Here is a 22,104-nt window from a genome sequence, read left to right on the forward strand (position 1 = left end):
GGCGCCCTGGTCGGTCACTCCGCCGGTGGGACCGGGGCCACCACCACGGCTACCGGCTCGCCCACCGGCGCAGGCGCCGCGCGCCGCGCGGTCCACCCGGCCCAGCCGATGGCCAGTGCGCCCAGCGCCAGCGGCAGCAGCAGGAACCAGCCGGAGAAGACCAGCACGGCGCCCATCACCACGGCCGCCACGACCGCGCCCCACCACACCGCCGTGCCGCGCGGCAGCAGCTTGATGCCGGCGGCGAGGCCGGCCACCGTCACCGCGATGAAGCAGGAAGAGGCGGCCAGCATGACGTGGCCGAGCCCGGTCCCGGTCAGCAGCGCGAAGGCGCACACCAGGGCGCTCAGCACGAACAGCAGGGACAGGCTGCGGCGCGGCACCTCGCCGGCCCGGTGGCCCTTGGCCAGCACGGACGGCAGGAAGCCGTCCCGGGCCAGCGCCGCGCCCAGCCGGGAGGCGCCGGCCAGGTAGGAGTTCATGGTGCCGAAGGTCAGCAGCATCGCCATCACCGCGGTGACCGCCGAGGCCGCCGAGCCGGTGCCGCGCTGCAGGAGCAGCGTCAACGGAGCGTTGGCGTGAGCCAGTTGCGGGCCGAGCACCAGCACACAGGTCAGCGCGAGACCCAGGTACAGGACGCCGATCACCACGAGGGTCAGCACGGTCACCCGGGGCAGGTCCCGGCCCGGGTCGCGGAACTCGCCCGACAGGTGGGTGACCGCCTCCCAGCCGGCGAAGGTGAAGAACAGCAGGCTCGCGGCCTGGCCGATCGCCGCCCAGCCGTGCGGCGCGAAGGGGGTGAGGTTGTGCGCCCGCGCGTGCGGCAGCGCGGTGAGCACGGCGATCAGCAGCAGCACCGCGAGCAGCCCGACCAGGAACAGCTGCACCCGGCCCGAGAGCTTCAGACCGACGGTGTTGCTGCCGAAGGCGGCCAGCAGCAGCACCGCGGCGACCAGCAGGGTCACGTGCTCCCCGCCGCCCAGGGTGTGCGAGACGTACTGCCCGCCGACGTAGGCGGTGGCCGGCGCCCCGGCGGGCAGCGCGAAGTAGAACCAGTACCCGACCGCGCCGGAGGCGCGCTTGCCGAACGCCTTGGAGACGAAGGTGGCCACGCCGCCGCTGTCCGGGTAGCGGCCGCCCAGCGCGGCGAAGCTGGTGGCCACCGGCACGCAGAAGAGCAGCAGTGCCAGCCAGGCCAGCAGCGAGGCCGGGCCGGCCGCCTGCGCGGCCAGCGCGGGCAGCGCCAGGATTCCGGCGCCCAGAATGGCGCCCACGTAGATGGCCGTGCCCTGTCCAAGACCGATCCGATGATCGCTCATGCCGCGAGCCCCTCTCCTGCCCGGACCTGCGCCGGCAGTTCTTCGTAGGGTGCGAGCGCCGACCACAACGCTCCTTCGTTCAATCCGAGTTGGTCCAGCACCTCGGCGTGGCTGCCGCCACGTACCGGCCATTGTTCACCGGCGTTGACCGAGTGCACCTGGTTTTCCGGCAGCAGCAGGGCCAGCGCCGAGGCGACGCTGCCGGCCGGGCGGTGCTCCTCGACCACGACGAACCGGTCGTAGCGCTCGGCCAGTTCGGTGGCGGCCAGCTCCAGGTGCGGCTGGTCGACGAAGCACAGGTGGGCGTGCGGCAGGGCCGGCAGCCGCCTGCGAGCCGTCAGGCACAGCTCGGTGCCGACCTCGCCGACCGAGACCAGGCAGCTGCGGCCCGCCTCGGCACCCGCGTCGTCCCAGGTCACCGCGGGTACCTCGGCGCCGTCCCAGGGCAGGCTCTCGGGAGCGTCGTTGCGGCCGGTGCGCACGTAGAACGGCGTCCCGGAGGCGGCCGCCATCCGGATGACGGACCGCATTTCCCGCTCCCCGTACGGCGCGGCCACCGTGACGCCGGGCACCGCGCGCAGCACGGCGAAGTCCTCCAGGCAGTGGTGGGTGGTGCCGAACCAGCCGCCGGAGACCCCCGCGTAGGGGGCGACCACGGTGACGCCCGCCCTCAGGTAGCCCAGGGTGAGCTTGAGGCTCTCGGCCGCCCGCAGCGCGGCGAACGGCGCGAACGTGGAGACGAAGGGCTGGTAGCCGCCGACCGCCAGGCCGGCGGCCATGTCGATCATCGCGCCCTCGGCGATGCCGACGTTGAAGAAGCGGTCAGGGTGGGCGATGGCGAACGGATGGGTGCGCCCGCCGAGGTCGGCCTCCAGGCAGAGCACGCGCGGGTTGTCCGTCGCGATCGCGGTCAACTCTTCGCGGTAGGCGGTCCTTCCGGGCAGCGTCATCGCACGGTCCTCTTCCAACTGGCGGCGCGCGCCGCGTCGATGGTCACGTAGTGGGAGGGGGCCTTGCCCTCCACCGGGCGCAGACCCTTGCCCTTGACGGTGTCCGCGATGATCGCCAGCGGCCGGTCGCGGTCCGAGCGGTCGCAGGCCAGCAGCGCGCGCAGCGCGAGCACGTCATGGCCGTCCGCCTCCGCCACGTCGAAGCCGAACGCCGCAAAGCGCGCGGCCAGTCGGGGCTGCGGGGAGACGTCGGCGACCAGGCCGTCGTTCTGGCCGCCGTTGCGGTCCACGACCACCACAAGGTTGCCGACCCGCTGGGCCGCGGCGACCTGGCAGCTCAGCACGGCCGGCCGCTCGGCGTCCACCGACCGCACTGTGCCGGCGCGGTGGTCCCTGACCACCTTGGAGCGGCCGTCCCGCACCATCCGCAGCGGGCGGTTGGCGGTGGCGGTGGCGGTGACCAGGCTGTCGTGCGAGGCGACGTGGGTCAGGACCCGCAGGCCGTGCGCGGCGAGCCCGGCCTCCACGGAGGGCAGCATCACCAGCCGGTAGGCGTCGGCGATATGCGGCATCTCCGCCGGCGGGCAGTAGCGCACGCTGTACCCGCCCTTCGCCAAGCCGCACCCATGCGCATGCGAGATCCGGCAGGGCAGGAAGCCGCGCGGGAAAGGGCCGGGGAGCTCTGGCAGGAGAACGATGTCGAATTCGCGCGGCCGGACGGGCGTCCGCTTGACCCGCGGGACGACTGGCAGGAGTTCAAGGGGCTGCTCGCGGCGGCCGGCATCCGGGACCTCAGACTCCACGACAGTCGGCACACCGCGGGCACGATCCGGCCCTCACCGAGGAAGCCATGAGGCGCATGGGAGCGGCTCTCGATGGCGTCCCGCCGAGTGGTGTAGCCGATCAAGCCGACGGAATCCACAGGTCGCGCCCCGAATCGCTTGCGCCGGAGGCCCTGTTGAGGCTCACCGGGCCGGGACCAGCGGTGATCGCACGACGGCCAGCAGCGGCACGTACCGGATGGCCCCGAAGCGGAGGCGACGGCCCGTGATCGGCTACACCACTCCAAGGGACACGACCCGGCTCTCTACCCGGAAACTGAGACCGCAAGTGAGACCAGCCCGTCCCGGGCGGCTCGCGCACGTCGACGGAAGCGCATCCGGTAACGCGAGGAACCCCAGATCAGACTCTGTCTGATCTGGGGTTCCTGCTGAGCCGCCTTCGGGATTCGAACCCGAGACCTATGCATTACGAGACCATGAGCGATCGTGTTGGGTGGTGCCTCGTCGCGCTGTCCGGTGACGTTTGTGCTGATCAGAGCGCGTGCAGCAGGTTGACCCGTGCTCCTTCGTGATGCACCGTCCAAAGGCGTCTGTCCACCGGCTGTCCACCGACAGGGGTTGTCACCGGCCCACAAGAGAGAGACTGGAGCTGGGATCCCGACGACACTGTCAACCGATCGGAGAATCGAACAGAGCCACTGTAAGACCTCCACAAGCGCCCCTTCTCTGGGGTTCCGGCACTCTATCCCCCTTACTCAGGTGCCCGACGCCGTAGCCGCGAAGGAGCCCGCGCCAGTCCGCGCTCAGGCCAACACGGCCGACTGGGTCATTTCTCGTCGAGCCGATCATCGAGGATCTCGGCAGCCCAGGCGCGCAACCGTCGGCGCATGTCCTCCACCTGGCCGCCATTGATGCCGTATGCCTCGTACTCCCGGTCCGGCCAACGGTCGACCGCCCGCAGCGCTTGGGCGAAGTAACGCGGATCGAACCCGGCGTCGTGCTCCGACGCCAACTCCAGCAGCTGCCCACCCGAGTACCACCCGGAGGCGAGCGCGGCATTCACGTCGAGGTAATCCCGTGGCGCGGCCCGTCCGAAGAGAGTGGTCACCTTGTTAGCCACGGCGTCATCGGCGTGCAGAACCGGACCGATCTCCAACACGGCAGGCGGGCGAGCCCGCCAGTCGCACCCGAGCTCCACCTTCGCCGTGCGCCCCTGTCCATCAGCAACCGCAAAACGGGCGAATACTCCACCGGACTTCTCCACCTCAACGGTGAGGCCCGCCGTCCGGTAGGCCGCAGCCACCGCATCGACGGCCTCGGAGAAGGCGACCGGGTCAGCGATGTCCGTGAAGAGGTCGACGTCATCCGACAGCCGTTCCAGGAACCCGTGCGCCTGAACCGCGTACCCGCCGGCCAGGACGAAGCCGTATCCCGCGGCGGCTCCAAGACCGATACGGGCGAGTCGGGCGTGAAAGGGATCCATGAAGGCGGATACTACGCAGCCCTGCGGGCCAGTTGCGGGAATCGCCCTTCCCACATCAACCGCGCGCGCGGCGGAAGCCACAGCCTCTGCCACACGGCCGAGAGCAGTACCGGGTCCAGGAACTTCCGCAGCTCCCCCGCATGCATGGCCTCCCGGATGACCGTCTCATAGAGCATCCGCAGGTCCACGTCGTCCGACAGGTCGTAGACACGCTTCGGCGTCCAGTCCAGCACCGTCGGCAGAACCACCACCCCGGCTCCAGGGCCGGCCAGCTCCTCCAGCCTCTCCGGAACCGTGTAGGGCCGGATCTCCGCGTACCGCACCCGAGACTCCATACGCCCAGTATGCCCCTGCACGAGCGCTGTCCGCCGGCCGCTGTGGTGCCTCGCGCCCGGTCCTGTGCGCTGCGCAGGACCACTGAACCGGCTCGCCTCCCGCGTGTGCGGAAGGCTGACCCGCGTAGGTGACGGACAGTGCCCGCCTGCATTCGTCCTGTCGCTTCCTGAGCGAGGACGACTGAATACCGCCGACACGCTCACCGTCGCTGACGGCTCTGCTCAGGTCCCGAAGGACTACCCGACGCGTGCACGGTGCTCTTGGGACGACTGGGCGTGTCTGCGGTGGATGTGGTCACCTCGGCGCTGGTGGACTCCGCGGTGGAGGTGTGGCGCGGGCCCGGTTTCGACTCTTTCCTGTCGCTGCCGCAGCTGTCCTTCGTGCCGTTTGGGTACCAGATGCAGACTGCTCAGACGGTGCTGCGGCGGATGCGCGGCCGGGCGATCCTCGCGGACGAGGTGGGGCTGGGCAAGACGATCGAGGCGGGTCTGGTCCTGTCTGAACTGCGGATGTGGGGGCTGGCGGATCGGACGCTGGTCCTCACCCCGGCCGGGTTGATGGAGCAGTGGCCCGAAGAACTGGAGCGCGAGTTCGGCCTGCCGACGGTGATCGCCCGGGGCCAGCGTTGGGAGGAGACGGACGCGGAGCGGCCGGTGGTGCTCACCTCGATCGCCGCCGCGCGCCGGGAGCCGCTCAAGTCCCAGCTGACCGGGGGCAGTGGGATGTGGTGCTGGCGGCGGACGAGGCGAACCGGTGCAGAAACCGCGAATTGTACGCGCCGCATACCGCGAAGGGCGCGGTGTTCGGGCCCAGCCCCCTCGAACGGGACGGCCCTATCGACAGGCGTTCAACAGGACCCCTATCACCGAAGAATGAGACCCGGCCAGTGCTGACATCAGCGGTCACGAGGCCTCGACCCTGCACCTTCGGAACCAAGGAGCAAGACCGTGTCCACGACAGTAACAAGCGTCGCCACCGTCGACGCCGCCAAGCACCTCACCTCACTGACCCCGCAGCCCGACGCACTCGACCCCGACGCCGAGATGCTGGCCCGTGTCGAGCGAGGCGTCGACCCGCAGGCCGTCAACCAGGCGTTCGACGCGATCGAAGCAGTCATCACCCACTCCCCGAACCCCGAACTCTCCCGGCAGGGACTCCACGGCTTCGTCGACATGATCGCCGACCGTGCCCCCGACCCCGTCGCCGCGTTCAAGGCGTTCACCACCCAACACGACATCCAGGTCGTGGAGTGGGACACGTCCACTCTCGCCGAGGACCTCCGCGGCAAGTTCTACGCCCACTACCTGCAGCTCAAGGACGGCCGCCGCATCCTCGTCGTCCCCGCCGGCCAGGACCCCGCCTTCCGCCTCCACGCCGTCCGCGCCCTCCTCACCCACCAGGGGGTGACCAAGTGACCGCCGACATCCTCCGTGACCTCACGCTCACGGTCCGCCGCGGCCCTGTCGCCTCCCCCGGCAAGGCCGCCGAACTCCGCGACATCCTCTCCGCCGACGGCACCGGCACCGTCATCTACGACCGGCACCTCACCGACCCGGGCACGGCCATCTGGCTCGCCCGCCTCCTGCTCCGCCAGTACGGCTATGCCGTCACCGAGGTGATCCTCGACGGGATGGGCCCGGACATCACCGCGCTGTTCCGGGAAGCGTCGCGGCTCCGCCTGAACGTCGAACTGGGATCCCACGCCACCGCCCCCAGGGTCGTGGCCAACGAGCACGGCCCCGCCTCGTACCTGATCCCCGCCGGCTGGGATCTCGCGGATGCCGCCGACCGGCTGCCCGCCGCACATGAGGTGGCCCGCCCGGAAGTTGTCCGCAACCTGCGGAGGATCGCGGCCGAGAAGCGCAAGGCCGGCGGCACCCTCGCTCGGGCCCTCGACACGGCGGCCGGGATGATCCTGGAGACCGGAGACCCGGACCTTGTGTGGGACACGCTCACCCGCGTCCTCAATCAGGTCGAGTCCGAGCAGGCGGGGGTTTCGGCATGACGACGGCCTTCAGCGCCGACGCCACCAACATCATCGAGCAGCTGCGCGCCGACCAGGCCGCAGGCACCGCGGCCGGGCTCGGCAGCCCCGACTGGGACGCTTTCCATGACCTGCTCGTCGAGTTGGTCGCCGAGGCCCCCGACCCGAAGTCCCGTATCCGCGAGATCGCCGATCTCATCGAAGGCCACGCGCACACCCGTGAAGCCACCGCGTGAGCGCGGCCACAACCGGAGCAGCCGGGGGTGCACTCGTGGGTGCGCCCGCGCCCGGCCGTCCAGCCCTCACCCCGGCCGAGATCGCCCGCCGGGCCGCACGCCCCGTACGCGACCCCGACCCCGCCCGCAACGCGGCGTACTGGAGCCGTATCGACGCCTGTGTGGACGCAGCACCCGAACTTTCGGCGGACCAGAGGCGGATCATCGCCGCCGCGTTCTCCACCGTCACCAGTCTCCGGGAGGCCGCGTGACCACCTTCGCCATTCGCCACGGACCTCATCGCCAAGAACGATGACCGCCTCTTCAACCACGGACCCGAAGAACAGGTAGGAAGGGCCTGAAGGCCGTGACGCAAATCCATCGCGTCACCCCGCTACCCGGTCACCAACACCGACATCAACCTCGCCGGCTTCGGCACAGCACCAGTGCCCTACGTCACCGAGGACAACAACCAGCGACACGAGTACCTCCTGCTCTCCGACGTCGCCAGCCCCCTCGGCTGATTCATGCCCCGCGCCCGCCGACCTGCACGAGCCGGGTATCCACGGCAGGCGCACGGTCAGGCTGTTCACCGACACCCCCACCACAGACGGCGCCCCACGCCGTCCGAACTCCGGCGCAGCGACTTCACCGTCGACACCGCGCCCGCCGGTGGCTTCATCGGGCCAGACCCGAGCCGGACGTGAGAACTGTCCGGACCGGCCAGTCCCTGCGACGCCCATCACCCCATCGGAGAGCGGTGGATCTCCCCCATCGCCCCCGGAGCAGCAAGAGCCCCCTAACGGAGTGTCACGCACGGCTGTCCACCGATTGTCCACCGGGACCCTTTGCGCAGCATGATCCATCTCCCAGGCGCAAGGAAATGCCCAGGTCAGAGCGCTATATCGTCGGCCTCGTCACAGAAACCAAACCTCCGACCTACGCATTACGATGCACAGACAGGTGTGCCCGATTTTTTCGAGATTCCAAGGTCGCCTGAAGGCAAAAACCCCAGGTCAAAGGCCTGACCTGGGGCTCACTATGGAGCCGCCTTCGGGATTCGAACCCGAGACCTACGCATTACGAGTGCGTTGCTCTGGCCAACTGAGCTAAGGCGGCTTGCGCTGGCGTGCACCATGGTGCGGTCAGCGGCCTCGCCAAGTCTACACAGTTTCCGGGGGTGCTCCGTCCACCCCCGCCCGTGGGGCGTTTGACCTGGTCAGGTGCATTTCTTGCCCTTTGCGGGGGGTGTGCCGTCCAGGAGGTACGTGTTGATCGCCGTGTCGATGCAGTCGCTGCCCCGGCCGTAGGCCGTGTGGCCGTCGCCCTCGTAGGTCAGGAGCCTGCCGGAGTCGAGCTGGGACGCGAGGGAGCGGGCCCACTTGTACGGGGTCGCCGGGTCGCGGGTCGTGCCGACCACGACGATCGGGGCCGCTCCCTTCGCCTCGATGCGGTGGGCGGTGCCGGTGGCCTTCGTGGGCCAGTACGTGCAGCTCAGGGACGCCCAGGCGAGGCCGTCGCCGAAGACAGGGGACGCCTTCTCGAAGGACGGCAGCGCCGCCTCGACCTGCTTGGGGCCCGTGAAGGCCGGCGGGAGGTCGAGGCAGTTCACGGCCGCGTTCGCGTACATCAGGTTCGAGTAGTGGCCGTCCGTGTCGCGCTCGTAGTACGAGTCGGCCAGCGCGAGCAGCAGCTCGCCGTCGCCCGTGAGTGCGCTGCGCAGGGCCTGGCGCAACCTCGGCCAGGCCGACTCGTCGTACAGCGCCGCGATCACGCCCGTCGTGGCCAGCGACTCGGTCAGCTCCCGGCTCTGGCCCGTCGGCAGCGGCTTGCGGTCGAGGCGGTCGAAGAACTGGTGCAGGCGGTGCTCCACGTCCTGCACCGACTTCGTGCCCAGCGGGCACTGCTTGCCGCTGACGCAGTCCCGCGCGAACGATTCGAAGGCCGTCTCGAACCCGGCCGTCTGCTGCTCGTTGAGCTGCCGCGCCGACAGGGACGGGTCCATCGCGCCGTCCAGGACGATCCTGCCGGTGTTCTTCGGGAAGAGACCGGCGTACGTCGCGCCGAGGAACGTGCCGTACGACGCGCCGACGTACGAGAGTTTCTTGTCGCCGAGTACCGCGCGGAAGAGGTCCATGTCACGCGCCGCGTCCACCGTCGAGACGTGCGGCAGCAGCTTCGCCGAGTGCGCCTCGCAGCCCTGCGCGAACTTCTTGAAGGCCGCCGTGAGGTCCTTGACCTCCGCCGCGTCGTCCGGCGTCTGGTCGACCTCCGTGTACGCGTCCATCTGCTTGCCCGTCAGGCAGTCGACCGGCTCGCTGCCCGCGACGCCCCGCGGGTCCATGGCCGCCATGTCGTAGCGCGCCCTGACCTGCGCCGGGTAGCCGATCCCCGCGTAGCTCTCCAGGTACTGGATCGCGGAGCCGCCGGGGCCGCCCGGGTTGACGAGGAGCGAGCCGAGCCGCTTGCCGGGGCCCGTGGCCTTCTTGCGGGCGACCGCGAGCTTGATCTGCGTGCCGTTCGGCTTCGTGTAGTCCAGCGGCGCCTTCATCGTGGCGCACTGGAAGCCGGAGGCACCGCACGCGTGCCAGTTCAGCTTCTGGTCGTAGTACTTGGCCAGGGCCGCCTGGTCCACCGCTGCCGCCCCCGGGTTCGAACCGGGCCCCGGGCCCGCGCCCGTATCGGGGTCCGAGGAACTGCAGCCGGACAGAAACAGCGCCGCCGCCGCGAGAGCGACGGCGGGTGTACGCAGCAGGCGCCTGGTGTCCATCCGGGGAGCCTAACCGGCAGGTCGCCGCCCACACCGGCATCGCCACGCGTACGGGTGACACCCGGATGGGTCCGCGGCGCGTCCCGCCCCGGGTGCGCCCCACCCCGGGCACACCTCGCCCCCGGGTGCGTCCGTGCTCAGCCCGCCCGCAGGGCCATCGCCATCGCCTCGACCGCGAGCAGCGGGGCGACATTGCGGTCCAGCGCCTCACGGCACGCGCCGATCGCCTCCATGCGGCGCAGCGTCCGCTCAGGCGTCGAGCCGGACGCGACGCGGTCCAGCGCGTCGCGCACGTCCTCGTTGGCCAGCGGCACCCTCGACCCCAGTTGCAGAGCCAGGACGTCGCGGTAGAAGCCGGTGAGGTCGGTGAGCGCCAGGTCGAGGCTGTCGCGCTGGGTGCGCGTCGACCGGCGTTTCTGGCGGTCGGCCAGCTCCTTCATGGCTCCCGCCGTGCCTCTCGGCATCCGGCCGCCCGACTGCGCGCCGAGCGCCGCCCGCAGTTCCTCCGTCTCCTTGGCGTCGACCTCCTCCGCGGCCTGCTTCGCGTCCTGCCCGGCCGCGTCGATCAGCTCCTGCGCCGCTCTGAGGCCCCCGCCCACGTCGTCCACGCGCAGCGGCAGGCGCAGGACCGTGGAGCGGCGGGCGCGCGCCCGTTCGTCGGTCGCCAGCCGCCGCGCACGCTCGATGTGCCCCTGGGTGGCGCGGGCCGCGGAACGCGCCGCCTCGGGCTCGATGCCGTCGCGTCTGATCAGCAGGTCCGCCACGGCGTCCACGGACGGCGTGCGCAGGACGAGGTGGCGGCAGCGCGAGCGGATCGTCGGCAGCACGTCCTCGACGGACGGGGCGCACAGCAGCCACACCGTGCGCGACGCGGGCTCCTCCACGCCCTTCAGCAGGACGTTGCCCGCGCCCTCGGTCAGCCGGTCGGCGTCCTCGAGGACGATGACCTGCCAGCGGCCGCCGGCGGGCGCGAGCTGGGCGCGCCGTACGAGCTCGCGGGTCTCCTTCACGCCGATGGAGAGGAGGTCGGTGCGGACGATCTCCACGTCGGCGTGCGTGCCGACGAGCGTGGTGTGGCAGCCGTCGCAGAACCCGCAGCCCGGCTCACCGCCGAGCGCCCGGTCGGGGCTGACGCACTGGAGCGCCGCGGCGAACGCGCGCGCGGCCGTGTCCCTGCCCGCCCCCGGAGGGCCCGTGAACAGCCACGCGTGCGTCATCCTCGACGACTCCGGGGGCTCGGCGCCGGCCTTCACGGCCGTGACGAGGGCGTCCGCGTCGCGGGCCGCGGCCGCCAGCGACTCGTGGACCCGGTCCTGGCCGACCAGGTCGTCCCACACCGTCATACGCCCTCCCCGCCTGCACCACGTCTTCGACGTCTTCGACGTCCTCGACCATTGTGGGGGCAGGGTCTGACAACGGGCCGCTGGCCCAGCACGTCAGCGGCGCCGGGCCAGCGGTCCCGAGACCGCGGCCCGCCCCGTCAGCGGCGCCGGCCCCCGCGGCGGCCGTTCGTCCCGTCGTCGTCCTCGTGCGGGCCGAGCAGCTCGTCCGCCAGCGTCGGCAGGTCGTCGAGCGGTGTCTCCTCCGCCCAGTCGGGGCGGCGGCGCGGCTCCGGGGCGGGAGCGTCGTCCTCGCCACGCCACTGCTCGTACGGCCGGTACTGCGGCATCTCGCGGGTGCGTTCGGCGGCGCCCTCGGGCCCGCCGCTCGGGAACGGCTCCGGCTCCCCGCCGTCCTGCTCCTGCCGCACCCTCGGCAGCACCGCCGTGTCGTCGGCCGGGTCGACCTGCGGCAGCAGCGTCGTCGTCTCCGCCGCGCGCTCGTCGGACGAGGCCGCCGGCACCGTGGCGTCCGCGTCCGTGAACCTCGGCAGCGTCGCCGTCTCCTCGTTGTCCGGGCTGTTCGACCCTTCGGACCTGTTCGGGCCGCCGGCATCGCGCTGCTCACGGCCCGAGCCGCCCGAGCCGCCCGAATCGCCGGAGCCGCCGGAGCCGCCGGAGTCGTCCGGGCCGCTCGCGTCGTCCGCGTCGTCGCCGCGGCCGTGCCTCTCCGGCTTCGCCTCGTCCTCGCCCGGCGCGGGCTGCTGGACGATCGGAGTGCGCAGCGTCGTCTCGTTCGGCGACACGCCCGCTTCCTCGTGGCGCGTCTCCGTCTCCGCCGCGGACTCCTCGGCCTCCCGCCGCCGCGCCTCCTCCGCGCGCAGCAGTGCCTCTTCCGCCTTGCGCTGCTTCTCCAGGCGCCTGGCCGCGTCCTCCTTGCGCTGGCGCGCCTCCTCGGCGGCCCGCTCCTTCAGGCGCTCCTGCTCGGCCTCGTACGCCACACGCTCGGCCTCCCGCCGGCGTTCGGCCTCCTCGGCACGCTGCCGCGCCAGCTCCTCCTGGCGCTCGCGTTCGAGCCGCTCCTCCTCGGCCTTCCTGGCCTCTTCGGCGACCCGCCTGCGTTCCTCTTCCTCCGCGCGCCGCCGCTCCTCCTCGGCCTTGCGGCGCTCCTCCTCCTCGCGCCGCCTGGCCTCTTCCTCCTGGCGTGCGATCTCGCGCTTGCGCGCCTCCTCGAGCTCGCGGCGCTTGCGCTCCTCCTCCTCGGCACGCAGCCGCGCCAGCTCCTCCTGGCGCTCGCGTTCGAGGCGCTCCTCCTCCGCCTTCCTGGCGGCCTCGCGGGCGGCCTCTTCCTCCGCCCTGCGCCTGGCCTCCTCGATGGCGGCCTTCCGCGCCTCCTCCTGGGCCTTGATCTCGGCCTCGGAGAGCGGCAGCAGCTGGTCGAGCCGGTGGCGCGCCGCGGTCGTGACGGCCTCGGGCCCCTGGCCCGCGTCCACCACGAGGTAGCGGGCCGGGTCGGACGCCGCGAGCGTGAGGAATCCCGTACGTACACGCTGGTGGAACTCGGCGGGCTCCGACTCCAGCCGGTCCGGCGCCTCGGTGAAGCGCTCGCGCGCCGTCGCCGGGTCCACGTCGAGCAGCACCGTCAGGTGCGGGACGAGCCCCTGCGTGGCCCACCGCGAGATCCGCGCGATCTCGGTCGGTGACAGGTCGCGGCCCGCGCCCTGGTACGCCACGGACGAGTCGATGTAGCGGTCGGAGATGACGATGGCGCCGCGTTCGAGGGCGGGCCGGACGACGGAGTCGATGTGCTCCGCGCGGTCCGCCGCGTACAGCAGCGCCTCCGCGCGGTTGGACAGGCCCGCGCTCGACACGTCGAGCAGGATCGTCCGCAGCCGCTTGCCGACCGGCGTCGCGCCTGGCTCGCGCGTGACGACGACCTCGTGGCCCTTGGCCCTTATCCACTCGGCCAGCGCCTCGACCTGCGTCGACTTGCCCGCCCCGTCACCGCCCTCGACGGCGATGAAGAAGCCGGTCGCCGTGGTCGTCTGCACGGGGTCGGAGCCGCCGCGTACCGCGTCGAGCAGGTCCTGGCCGAGCGGCACGCCCGACCTGTCGTCCGTCTTGGCGAGGACGACGGCGGCGACGGGCAACAGCAGCGCGCCGACCAGCATGAGCGTGAAGGCCGCGCCGCCGTGCGCGAAGACGAAGCCGCCGCTGGCGAGGTGGTGCGGGCCGATGGCCGCCGCCACGAGCGGGGCGACGATCGCGGCGAGCGCCATGAAGACCCGTACGACTGCCTGCAGGTGTTCGGTCACCCGGGCACGGCGCCGCTCCTCGGTCTCCAGCTCGACGAGCGTGTGGCCCGCGGCCGCCGCGACGCCCGCGGAGAAGCCGGCGAGCAGGGCGATGAACAGGACGGTCGCGGTGTCGGGCACGAGACCCATCACCAGGAGGGCGACGCCCGTGACCGCGATGGCGAGGACCATCAGCCGGTTGCGTGAGAACGTGGGCAGCACCTTGGGGCCGCGCCTGATGCCGACGGCCGTGCCACCGGTGAGGGCCAGCACCAGCAGCGCGAAGGCGACCGGGCCGCCGTCGAGGTCCCTGGCGTCCATGACGGCGACGGCGACGGCCGACGTGATGGCCGCGGCGATCGCGCCGCAGGCGAGCACGAGCACCGGCACCGCGCCCGTACGCCCGCGGTCGGCACCGGCGAAGAACCCGCGGATGCCACGCGGGGTGGCGGCCGCGCGCGCGGCGTTGCCGTCGGCCGCGGTGCTGCCGCCCGTCCCGGTGCTGCCGTCCGCCGTGGTGCTGCCGCCCGTCGCGGACGTGCCGCGTACGGGGAGGCGCAGCCCTTCGAGCGGGGAGCGCGGGCGCGGCGTCCTGCCGTCGGGCAGTTCGAGGAAGACCAGCGTGGACACCGACGCGGCGAAGAGACCGGCCGCCACGTACGAGGCGAGACCGACCTGGTGCAGCGTGAACCACTGCACGCCCGTGCCGATCAGGTTGCTCACCAGGGTGGCCACGAGCAGGACGAACGCGGCGGCGGGCACCGCGAGGAACGACGTGCGCAGCGACAGCCTGCGCAGCGCGTCCAGGTGGTCGGGGAGCGGGCGGACGGCGTCGCCCTCGGGGGGCGGCGGGGGCAGCAGCGCGGGCGCCGCGCTGTCCTTGGCGACCGTCCAGAAACGTTCCGCGACACCGGCGACGAAGACGGTGCCGAGCAGGATCCACAGGGCGCGATCCGGGGTCCAGTCGATCCAGAGCGGCGCGACGATCAGCAGCGCGAGGCGCACGGCGTCGGTGACGATCATCGTCCAGCGGCGGTCGAGCGGGCCGCCGTCGCGCGGCGGCTTGGACGCGCCCTTCGGCTTGGTGGCCTGGGGCTTGGTGGCGTCCTGTGTGCCCGACGCTTCCGGCTTGCCCGATGCACCCGGCGCTTCCGACGTCCCCGGCTTGCCCGATGCGCGCGGCTTGCCGCTGCCGGGCGCGAGGAGCGCGGACAGCGGGCCGAGGAGCACGGCCCCGAACAGCAGCGTCGCGACGACGCGCGCGCCGAACACGGCGGCCACCGCGAAGGCGACGCCGCGGTAACCGGGCCCGAACGACCCGTCGGCGATCGCCGCCTGGAGCGTCAGGACCACCAGGACGAGAACCGCGAGTACGTCACCGATACCGCCGGCGAACTGCGCACCCCACAACCGCCTCAGGGGCGGCAGGCGCAGCAGAGAACGCACCGCGCGCTCTCGTGAGTCCCCGGCAAGTGCGTCGTGGCCGGAGGTGGGGCTCCCGGCCGTTGGCTGCTCGGCTCGCGTCATCCGCCCAGCCTATCCGCAGCCGTTGGCCCACCGGAGGTCCTGTCCGTACAAATGAACCAATCCCCATGCCCCATTGGAGGGACAGGGGCCCGCCGCGCCCCGTCTCGCCGGGCACGCGCGTGCGTGTCGCCTTGCGTGCGGCGACGCCCTGCCCGTGCGGCTACGGCGTGTTCATACGAAAACGGCGCATTCGTGCGGATGGGGACACCCGTACGAACGCGCCGTCACGACGCCGGCCGTCATCCCATGGCCGTCAGCCGTCCGTGCCGGCGTCCGGGGACGACGCCGTCGCGGCCTTCTTGGCGGTCGCCTTCTTCGCCGTCTTCTTCGCGGCCGTCTTCTTCGCGGCCGTCTTCTTGGTGGCGGTCTTCGTCGCGGTCTTCGTGGCGGTCTTCTTCGCCGTGGCCTTCTTGGCGGTCGCCTTCTTCGTCGCCGCCTTCTTGGCCGTCTTCTTCGCGGGCCCCTTGGCCCGCTTCTCGGCCAGCAGCTCGTAGCCGCGCTCCTGCGTGATCTCCTCGACGCTGTCACCCGACCGCAGCGTCGCGTTGGTCTCGCCATCGGTGACGTACGGGCCGAAGCGGCCGTCCTTGACGACCACGGGCCGCTCGCTGACCGGGTCCGTGCCCAGCTCCTTCAGCGGGGGCTTGGCCGCGGCCCGGCCGCGCTGCTTCGGCTGCGCGTAGATCGCCAGCGCCTCGTCGAGCGTGATGTCGAAGAGCTGATCCTCCGTCTGGAGCGACCGGGAGTCCGTCCCCTTCTTCAGGTACGGGCCGTAGCGGCCGTTCTGCGCGGTGATCTCGACGCCCTCGGGGTCCTTGCCGACCACCCGCGGCAGCGACATCAGCCTGAGCGCCTCCGCCAGCGTGATCGTGTCGAGCGACATCGACTTGAACAGCGAGGCCGTGCGGGGCTTGACCGCGTTCTTCCCCGTCTTCGGCGTGCCGTCGGGCAGCACCTCCGTCACGTACGGGCCGTAGCGGCCCGCCTTCGCGACGATCGGGTGACCGCTGTCCGGGTCGACGCCCAGCTCGAAGTCGCCGCTCGGCTTGGCGAGCAGCTCCTCCGCGTACGCCGTCGTCAGCTCGTCGGGCGCCAGGTCCTCAGGCACGTCCGCGCGCTGGTGGTTCTCCGAGTCTTTCTCGCCGCGCTCCACGTACGGGCCGTAGCGGCCGACGCGCAGCATGATCCCGTCGCCGACGGGGAACGAGGAGATCTCGCGCGCGTCGATCGCTCCGAGGTCCGTGACCAGTTCCTTGAGGCCGCCGAGGTGGTCCCCGTCGCCGTTGCCCGCGCTGGAGGCCGCACCCGCGCCGTCGGCGTTCCCGCCGCTGTCGCCGCCCTGGGCACCCTCGGCACCCTCGCCGAAGTAGAAGCGCTTCAGCCACGGCACCGAGTGGGCCTCGCCGCGCGCGATGCGGTCGAGGTCGTCCTCCATGCGGGCGGTGAAGTCGTAGTCGACGAGCCGTCCGAAGTGCTTCTCCAGCAGGTTGACCACGGCGAACGAGAGGAACGACGGCACGAGTGCCGTGCCCTTCTTGAACACGTACCCGCGGTCGAGGATCGTGCCGATGATCGACGCGTACGTCGACGGGCGGCCGATCTCCCGCTCCTCCAGCTCCTTGACCAGCGAGGCCTCGGTGTACCTGGCCGGCGGCTTGGTCGCGTGGCCGTCCACGGTCATCTGCTCGGCGCCCAGCGCGTCACCCTCGGCGACCTGCGGCAGGCGGCGCTCGCGGTCGTCCAGCTCCGCGTTCGGGTCGTCCGCGCCCTCCACGTAGGCCTTCATGAAGCCGTGGAACGTGATGGTCCTGCCGGACGCGGAGAACTCGGCGTCGCGCCCGTCGGAGGACCTGCCGCCGATGCGGACGGTGACGCTGTTGCCGACCGCGTCCTTCATCTGCGAGGCCACGGTCCGCTTCCAGATCAGCTCGTACAGCCTGAACTGGTCGCCCGACAGGCCCGTCTCCGCGGGCGTGCGGAAGCGGTCGCCCGAGGGCCTGATCGCCTCGTGCGCCTCCTGCGCGTTCTTGACCTTCACGGCGTACGTACGCGGCTTGTCCGGCAGGTAGTCACTGCCGTACAGCTGCGTGACCTGCGCGCGGGCCGCCGTGATGGCGGTGTCCGACAGCGTCGTGGAGTCGGTACGCATATAGGTGATGAAGCCGTTCTCGTACAGCTTCTGCGCGATCTGCATCGTCGCCTTCGCGCCGAAGCCGAGCTTGCGCGACGCCTCCTGCTGGAGCGTCGTCGTGCGGAAGGGCGCGGACGGCGAGCGGCGGTACGGCTTCGACTCGACGGACCGCACGGCGAACGGCGACGCCTCGAGCGCCGCGGCCAGCTCGCGTGCCTTCGCCTCGTCGAGGTGGAGGACCTGGTCGGACTTGAGGCGGCCGTCGGGGCCGAAGTCGCGGCCCTGGGCGACCCTGCGCCCGTCGACCGAGACCAGCCGCGCGGCCAGCGTGGACGGGTCCGACGCGTCACCGGCGCGGCCGGTGGAGAACGTGCCCGTCAGGTCCCAGTACTCGGCGGAGCGGAAGGCGATGCGCTCGCGCTCACGCTCGACGACGAGGCGGGTCGCCACCGACTGCACGCGGCCCGCCGACAGGCCGCGCATGACCTTCTTCCACAGGACGGGCGACACCTCGTAGCCGTAGAGCCTGTCGAGGATGCGCCGGGTCTCCTGCGCGTCGACCATGCGCGTGTTCAGCTCGCGCGGGTTCGCCGCGGCCGCCCTGATCGCGTCCTTGGTGATCTCGTGGAAGACCATCCGGTGGACGGGGACCTTCGGCTTCAGGACCTCCTGGAGGTGCCACGCGATGGCCTCGCCCTCGCGGTCCTCATCGGTGGCGAGGAAGAGTTCGTCGGACTCGGCGAGCAGCTCCTTGAGCTTCCTGACCTGCGAGCGCTTGTCGGAGTTCACCACGTAGATGGGCTGGAAGTCGTGCTCGACGTCGACGCCGAGCCTGCGCACCTCACCGGTGTACTTCTCGGGTACCTCGGCCGCGCCGCTCGGCAGGTCGCGGATGTGCCCGACGCTCGCCTCGACGACGTATCCAGGGCCCAGGTAGCGCTCGATCGTCTTGGCCTTGGTCGCCGACTCGACGATGACGAGTCGGCGACCGCCGTTCGCGGTCTCGCTGGTCGGGGACAACTTCGTTCTTCTCTCTCCGGTCGACGCTCGGCGGGGGCCGACGCCTCGTGTGGGTCAGTGCTCGTGCGGGCCGAGGGGCCCTCACGACACTTCCGACAGTACGGCGCGGCTCCACGGGACACGTGGTGTGGCCCCTCTGTGACGCTCTTCCGCTGCGGAGTGTGACGGTACAACCCGCCCCTGTGTCAAACGGCGGAATCCCGCAGCGGCCCCTCGAACGGTAACCCGACTTATGGCGTTCCTGCCGCCGGACCCCTCCCGGCGGCGCGGGACGCCTGCCGCCCGGCCGGGGCCGCGCCGCGTCGGCGAACGCATTCCGCCGTCCTGCCGCCGGCGTCCCGCCCGACGTGTCCTTAGGCGGCGGGACCGCCCCGTCCACCGCAGGTCGGGACGGGTACGAGGCCGGCCTGCCACCCCCTGTGCGGCCACGTTGTCAACGTCACCCGGAGGATTCCGCTCCCGCACGGAGCCTGCCCGGTCGCGGCGCCGTGCGGACGGTTCCGGCGGCGCGGGAGTGGATCACGTACGCCCGAAGGACCACCCCCGCGAAGCGACGAAGACCACGCCGACACCGAAACCGGCTGCGGGCCGCCCTGGCCCGGCCCGGGGCCGGGAGGCCCGACGCGGCCCGGAGCCCGGCCGGAGTCATTCGCTGACCGGCTCCAGGTATCCCTCTCCCACCAGCAGCCGGATCGACTCCGGTGTGCGGTCGCGCAGCCGCACCGGGTCCTCCTCGACCAGCTGCGCGATCGCGTCGAGGATGCGGCCCGCGCTGAGCGTGCCGTCGCAGACGCCCGCGAACCCCGCCCCCACCGTGTCCACCTTGGTGGCCCGGCGCATGCCGCGGTGCTGGCGGAGCACCACGTGCTCGGGGTCCTCGGCGCCGGGCAGCCCGACCTGCTCCTGCACGACCTCGGAGGCGAGGGTGAAACGGCCGGCGAGCAGCGCCGCGTCGTCGTGCGTCCGCAGGTAGTCCTGGCGCAGGAAGTGCGCCTCCACGGCCTCGCCGAGCGGCTGCTCGACCGCATGGGGCCAGTCCTCCACGACGATCGACGGACCACCCTGCGCCGCCCCGAGCGGCGCCTTCCGCAACGTGATCCAGCCGAAGCCGACGGCGTGCGTCTTCCGTGTCTCGAACTCGTCGAGCCACGCGTCGTACAGCTGTGCGTACCGGTCGTCGTCCACCGATCGGTGGTCGCCGCTGTCCCGGAGCCACAGCTCGGCGTACTGCGTGACGTCCTGGACCTCGCGCTGCACGATCCACGCGTCACAGCCGCGCGGCACCCAGGAGCGCAGCCTGTCCTGCCACTCCTCCCCCTCGACGTGCTCCCAGTTGGCGAGGAACTGGGCGTAACCGCCCTCGTTGAGGTGGTCCCCGGCCTGCTGGACCAGCGTGCGGCACAGGTCGTCGCCCGCCATGCCGCCGTCGCGGTACGTGCGCCGGCCGCCGGGGGCGCCGGCGGCGGCCGGGGAGATGACGAACGGGGGGTTGGAGACGATCAGGTCGTACGTCGCGTCGCCCACCGGTTCGAACAGCGAGCCCTCCAGCAGCTCCGCCTGCTCGACGCCGGAGAGCGCGAGCGTGAGGCGCGTGAAGTCGAGTGCCCTCGGGTTGAGGTCCGTCGCCGTCACGCGCGACGCGTGCCGCGTCGCGTGCAGCGCCTGGAGCCCGGAGCCCGTGCCGAGGTCGAGCGCGGAGGCAGCCTGCCTGCGCACCGTGAGCCCGGCGAGCGTGGTCGAGGCGCCGCCCACGCCCAGCACCACGGCCTCGCCGCGACCGCTCGCGCCCGCCGCGCCGCCGACCGAGCAGCCGAGGTCGGAGACGATGAACCAGTCCTCGCCCTCGGGGCCGCCGTACGGGCGGATGTCGACCGTGGCCCGTACGGATCCGGACGGCCCGGACGCCGCACCGGCGGCCGCCCCTGCGGCGGCCTCCTCGGCCACGAGCCAGCCGTCGGCCAGCGCCTCGTCGAGCGGGAGCGCCTGCCTGGCGCGGTCCGCCGGGACGGAGCGCTGCAGCAGGAACAGCCGCACGAGCGTTTCGAGGCGCGAAGCACCGCGGGTGGCGCGCAGCGCGGGCACGGTCTCGCTGCGGGCCAGCGCGGCGTACGCGGGGGCGCCGAGCACGTCGAGCACGCCGTCTACGGTGAACTCCGCGGCCAGCAGGGCTTCGCGGAGCCGTGCGGCGCGGTCGGATGCGGGGAGGCTGGTCTTACTCACCCTCACATTGTGGCGGCTGCCACTGACAACCCCTCGCCGACGCGTCGCATCGGCCCCCGTCGTGGCCGCGGCCCCCGGCTATGAGGCGGACGAGGACGCGGCTCCCGACGGGCTCTTCTTCTTCTGGCAGCTCGGCTGATTGGCGATGGCCTTGCCCAGCTCGCCCGACTGGAGCTTGCGCAGCGCGTCACCCCCGCCGGAGCTCAACTTGCCGAGCTCGGTGGACACGTCGCCCAGGCCCTGCGCGAACTTGGCCTGGTCCTTCGTGTCGAGCGCGTCGACCTTCGCCTTGAGCTGCGTGTAGGCCGCGGACGTCTGGTTGAGCTCCTTGACCGCGGCCTTCTGCGTCGCGGCCCCGTTGTCCACGGGCGGCGCGCCCGCGGCCTTCACGGCGGAGGCCAGCGCCTTGTAGGCCTTGGCGTTGGTCTCGAAGGCCGACGAGTCCACCTTCTGCACCTCGGCGGGCGAGCTCGCGGTGGTGGTCGCCTTCACGATGGCCGCGTTGGCGTCGGCGATGGACTGCTGCTGGGGCTGCACCCGGTCGCAGAAGCCCTTCGCCCAGTCGTTCACCTTGTTGTCGTTGCCGCACCCGGCAAGCGTCAGGAGCACCACAGCGCCACCGGACAGCGTGGCCGCTAGCTTCTTCTTCACCGATCGGTCCCTTCCGAGGCTTCGGCCCCGGAACATACACGCCGGGCGGCCCGCCGCCGCGCCGCGATCACCCGCTCGATGCCCTATTGAGTCCATTTGTCCGAGGCGAGAGACACCTCACGCCACCGGCGCGGCTCAGGTCAGCGTGTCAGGACAGGGGGACGGCCGGGGCGATGGGCCAGCTCATCCGGATCACGCCGCCGTCGGCGCCGGAGACGACCTTGACGTCGTCGACGAGGCCGCTGATCACGGCGAGCCCCATCTCGTCCTCCCCGTCGACGTCCGCGTCGTGCGGATCCACGCCCGGGCGCGCCTCGGGGGCGCCCGCGGCGGACGCGCCGGAGCCCGGCACGTCGTCGCCGACCTCGATGGAGAAGGTCTTCTCCTCCTCCGTCAGCGCCACCTTCACGGGGGACGGGATCCCGTGGCTGCGGTGCAGCCCCACGGCGCGGCTGCAGGCCTCACCCACGGCGAGCCTGACCTCGTCGAGCACGGCCTCGTCGACTCCTGCCCGCCGCGCCACGGCAGCCGCCACCAGGCGCGCCGTCCTGACATGCTCCGGCTGGGCGCTGAAACGGAGTTCAACGGTGGCCATACGGATCCCCCTCGAACATACGAGCGTGCACTCTGCACCACTTCCACACGCCTGCGGGGCGGGGGTCCGGGCGTGACCGCCCGGCTCCCCGGCCCCAATCCTCCGAAAGGCCGCTCCGACGTCAGTCGGTCGCGGCCACCGCCTCGTCGACCGTGGTGTGGATCGGGAACACCTTGGTGAGACCGGTGATCCGGAAGATCTTGAGAATGCGCTCCTGGTTGCAGACGAGGCGCAGCGACCCCTCATGGGCGCGCACCCTCTTGAGGCCGCCCACCAGCACGCCGAGCCCGGTCGAGTCGAGGAAGTCCACGCCCTCCATGTCGACGACCAGGTGATAGCTGCCGTCGTTCACCAACTCCACCAACTGCTCGCGCAGCTTGGGCGCGGTATATACATCAATCTCGCCACCGACCTCGACGACCGTACGGTCGCCACCAGGGCCGGACACATTGCGAGTCGACAAGGACAGGTCCACGGATCCTCCAGCACCTTGCTATCGAGCGGTCGC

General features: G+C 71.9%; 18 protein-coding genes, 1 tRNA gene and 1 pseudogene. 6 read left to right on the forward strand and 14 right to left on the reverse strand.

What is annotated here, in order from left to right:
* Window positions 1-14: 14 nt before the first annotated feature.
* From JFN87_RS03045 to JFN87_RS03055, 3 genes are read right to left on the reverse strand one after another with little or no spacing between them, the layout of a single operon-like run.
* Window positions 15-1,319 (reverse strand): APC family permease, encoded by a 1,305-nt coding sequence (locus JFN87_RS03045; protein WP_209338270.1) that lies wholly within the window; start codon window positions 1,317-1,319, stop codon window positions 15-17.
* A complete protein-coding gene (locus JFN87_RS03050; RefSeq protein WP_209338271.1) occupies window positions 1,316-2,269 on the reverse strand; it encodes a transketolase family protein in 954 nt (317 codons plus the stop codon). Before JFN87_RS03050 ends, JFN87_RS03045 begins: the two co-directional genes overlap by 4 nt.
* Window positions 2,266-2,886 (reverse strand): thiamine pyrophosphate-binding protein, encoded by a 621-nt coding sequence (locus JFN87_RS03055; protein ID WP_245178646.1) that lies wholly within the window; start codon window positions 2,884-2,886, stop codon window positions 2,266-2,268. Before JFN87_RS03055 ends, JFN87_RS03050 begins: the two co-directional genes overlap by 4 nt.
* 27 nt (window positions 2,887-2,913) lie before the next feature.
* Between JFN87_RS03055 and JFN87_RS34655 the strand changes: the two are divergent.
* A pseudogene (locus JFN87_RS34655) lies at window positions 2,914-3,099 on the forward strand (tyrosine-type recombinase/integrase); the annotation flags it as partial.
* A gap of 778 nt (window positions 3,100-3,877) precedes the next feature.
* Here JFN87_RS34655 and JFN87_RS03060 read toward each other — a convergent pair.
* A complete protein-coding gene (locus tag JFN87_RS03060) occupies window positions 3,878-4,534 on the reverse strand; it encodes a nucleotidyl transferase AbiEii/AbiGii toxin family protein (RefSeq protein ID WP_209338272.1) in 657 nt (218 codons plus the stop codon).
* An 11-nt stretch (window positions 4,535-4,545) separates the two neighbouring features.
* Window positions 4,546-4,869 carry a hypothetical protein gene (locus JFN87_RS03065; RefSeq protein WP_209338273.1) on the reverse strand — a complete coding sequence of 108 codons (324 nt, stop codon included), beginning with the start codon at window positions 4,867-4,869 and terminating at the stop codon, window positions 4,546-4,548.
* 276 nt (window positions 4,870-5,145) lie between these two features.
* Between JFN87_RS03065 and JFN87_RS03070 the strand changes: the two genes are divergently transcribed.
* From JFN87_RS03070 to JFN87_RS03090, 5 genes are read left to right on the forward strand one after another with little or no spacing between them, the layout of a single operon-like run.
* Complete coding sequence (locus JFN87_RS03070; protein WP_307865275.1) at window positions 5,146-5,763, forward strand: SNF2-related protein; 618 nt, start codon at window positions 5,146-5,148, stop codon at window positions 5,761-5,763.
* A gap of 54 nt (window positions 5,764-5,817) precedes the next feature.
* Window positions 5,818-6,285 (forward strand): hypothetical protein, encoded by a 468-nt coding sequence (locus JFN87_RS03075; protein ID WP_209338274.1) that lies wholly within the window; start codon window positions 5,818-5,820, stop codon window positions 6,283-6,285.
* A complete protein-coding gene (locus JFN87_RS03080; RefSeq protein WP_209338275.1) occupies window positions 6,282-6,875 on the forward strand; it encodes a hypothetical protein in 594 nt (197 codons plus the stop codon). Before JFN87_RS03075 ends, JFN87_RS03080 begins: the two co-directional genes overlap by 4 nt.
* The gene (locus JFN87_RS03085) at window positions 6,872-7,090 is read left to right on the forward strand and encodes a hypothetical protein (protein WP_209338276.1); all 219 of its coding nucleotides are present in this window, start codon (window positions 6,872-6,874) and stop codon (window positions 7,088-7,090) included. The genes JFN87_RS03080 and JFN87_RS03085 overlap by 4 nt, the downstream gene beginning before the upstream one ends.
* Window positions 7,087-7,341: a hypothetical protein gene (locus JFN87_RS03090; RefSeq protein WP_209338324.1), complete on the forward strand. Its 255-nt coding sequence runs from the start codon at window positions 7,087-7,089 to the stop codon at window positions 7,339-7,341. The genes JFN87_RS03085 and JFN87_RS03090 overlap by 4 nt, the downstream gene beginning before the upstream one ends.
* A gap of 770 nt (window positions 7,342-8,111) precedes the next feature.
* On the opposite strand, the gene JFN87_RS03095 is transcribed toward JFN87_RS03090, so the two are convergent.
* From JFN87_RS03095 to JFN87_RS03140, 9 genes are all read right to left on the reverse strand, one after another.
* Window positions 8,112-8,188, reverse strand: a tRNA-Thr gene (locus JFN87_RS03095).
* A 100-nt stretch (window positions 8,189-8,288) separates the two neighbouring features.
* A complete protein-coding gene (locus JFN87_RS03100; protein ID WP_209338277.1) occupies window positions 8,289-9,839 on the reverse strand; it encodes an alpha/beta hydrolase in 1,551 nt (516 codons plus the stop codon).
* A 137-nt stretch (window positions 9,840-9,976) separates the two neighbouring features.
* The gene (locus JFN87_RS03105) at window positions 9,977-11,182 is read right to left on the reverse strand and encodes a DNA polymerase III subunit delta' (RefSeq protein WP_209338278.1); all 1,206 of its coding nucleotides are present in this window, start codon (window positions 11,180-11,182) and stop codon (window positions 9,977-9,979) included.
* A gap of 137 nt (window positions 11,183-11,319) precedes the next feature.
* Window positions 11,320-14,979, reverse strand: coding sequence for a dTMP kinase (gene tmk / locus JFN87_RS03110; protein ID WP_245178647.1), 3,660 nt, complete (start codon window positions 14,977-14,979; stop codon window positions 11,320-11,322).
* A gap of 253 nt (window positions 14,980-15,232) precedes the next feature.
* A complete protein-coding gene (gene topA / locus JFN87_RS03120) occupies window positions 15,233-18,130 on the reverse strand; it encodes a type I DNA topoisomerase (protein WP_209338279.1) in 2,898 nt (965 codons plus the stop codon).
* A gap of 645 nt (window positions 18,131-18,775) precedes the next feature.
* Complete coding sequence (locus tag JFN87_RS03125; RefSeq protein WP_209338280.1) at window positions 18,776-20,350, reverse strand: DUF7059 domain-containing protein; 1,575 nt, start codon at window positions 20,348-20,350, stop codon at window positions 18,776-18,778.
* A 78-nt stretch (window positions 20,351-20,428) separates the two neighbouring features.
* Window positions 20,429-21,001, reverse strand: a complete 573-nt coding sequence (locus tag JFN87_RS03130) for a small secreted protein (RefSeq protein ID WP_209338281.1) — start codon at window positions 20,999-21,001, stop codon at window positions 20,429-20,431.
* A gap of 148 nt (window positions 21,002-21,149) precedes the next feature.
* Window positions 21,150-21,596 carry an ATP-binding protein gene (locus tag JFN87_RS03135; protein ID WP_209338282.1) on the reverse strand — a complete coding sequence of 149 codons (447 nt, stop codon included), beginning with the start codon at window positions 21,594-21,596 and terminating at the stop codon, window positions 21,150-21,152.
* A 121-nt stretch (window positions 21,597-21,717) separates the two neighbouring features.
* Window positions 21,718-22,071, reverse strand: coding sequence for an STAS domain-containing protein (locus tag JFN87_RS03140; RefSeq protein ID WP_003967428.1), 354 nt, complete (start codon window positions 22,069-22,071; stop codon window positions 21,718-21,720).
* Window positions 22,072-22,104 lie beyond the last annotated feature (33 nt).

This window comes from Streptomyces montanisoli (assembly GCF_017813245.1).
Classification (GTDB): Bacteria; Actinomycetota; Actinomycetes; order Streptomycetales; family Streptomycetaceae; genus Streptomyces; species Streptomyces montanisoli.